At 34.9% G+C, this 650-nt stretch carries 1 protein-coding gene; it reads left to right on the forward strand.

What is annotated here, in order from left to right; all coding sequences use genetic code 11:
• Window positions 1–650, forward strand: a 650-nt coding sequence (locus tag HNV08_RS16235) for an OmpA family protein (RefSeq protein WP_173282412.1), incomplete at both ends; no start/stop codon positions are given.

Here is a 650-nt window from a genome sequence, read left to right on the forward strand (position 1 = left end):
ACTCAAAAAGGATACATCTCTTCTAATAGACCGCAAGGGAAAGGTGGCGATGATATTTATAGCTTTACAATATCTGAATGCCGTCAAACCATAACAGGGATTGCCTCTGAACACAGAACTGAAATAATTTTAAGCGGTGTAAAAGTACAGCTCATTGACCAAACTGGTAAAATTATTGACCAAATCATTACCGATGAGGATGGTGCATACTCCTTTGAGGTTGAATGTAACCAAACGTACACCATATTAGGGACTAAAGATGATTACCAAGACGACAAAAAAACCATAACAACTTCTAGAAAAAATGAAGAATCAATAACAGCTGATCTCGTGCTTAAACCTCTAATATTAGAAAGTCAAATTATTATTAATCCAATTTTCTTTGACTATGATAAATCCGATATTAGAACGGATGCCCAATACGAACTAGAAAATATTGTTAACGTACTTCGTAAACATAAAGACATGGTCATTAAAATTGAATCTCATACAGATAGTAGAGGCCGTGACAAGTACAACTTAAAATTATCGGACAGAAGAGCTAAATCTACTAGAGAATATATTATCTCTAGAGGTATTGAACCTGACAGAATTGAAAGCGCTAGAGGATTTGGTGAAACTAGACTCCTTAACGAATGTGCTAATGGTGT

Source organism: Winogradskyella eckloniae, assembly GCF_013249045.1.
Taxonomy (GTDB): Bacteria; Bacteroidota; Bacteroidia; order Flavobacteriales; family Flavobacteriaceae; genus Winogradskyella; species Winogradskyella eckloniae.